We start from the raw sequence: 223 nt of genomic DNA, 5'->3' as shown, positions 1-223 counted from the left end.
ACGGAAAGGAGCCCAGGGATGAACATTCGGCAGAGAATCCTCGCTTCGGGCGCCATCGGCATCGTGGCTGTGGTGCTGCTAGGCGGGGTCGGCTTCTGGGGGCAATTGCGGTTGGGCAAGGCGCTGTCGGAGAACGAGCTGAGCGTCAATGCGCTGCGCAACCACATGGAAGGCGACATGATGCACGACGCCTTGCGCGCCGACGTCCTGGCGGCGTTCGTGG

1 protein-coding gene is annotated in these 223 nt (G+C 64.6%); it reads left to right on the top strand.

Features of this window, described 5'->3' with window-relative positions; genetic code table 11:
* Positions 1-18: 18 nt before the first annotated feature.
* Positions 19-223 (top strand): hypothetical protein (locus G5A07_RS21925; protein WP_223107884.1); only part of this gene is annotated, 205 nt, incomplete at its 3' end.

Source organism: Stenotrophomonas sp. AS012628 (genome assembly GCF_010608305.1).
Taxonomy (GTDB): Bacteria; Pseudomonadota; Gammaproteobacteria; order Xanthomonadales; family Xanthomonadaceae; genus Stenotrophomonas; species Stenotrophomonas geniculata.
Note: the sequence above shows the minus strand (reverse complement) of the source record. Positions and strands in the feature narration are given on the sequence as shown.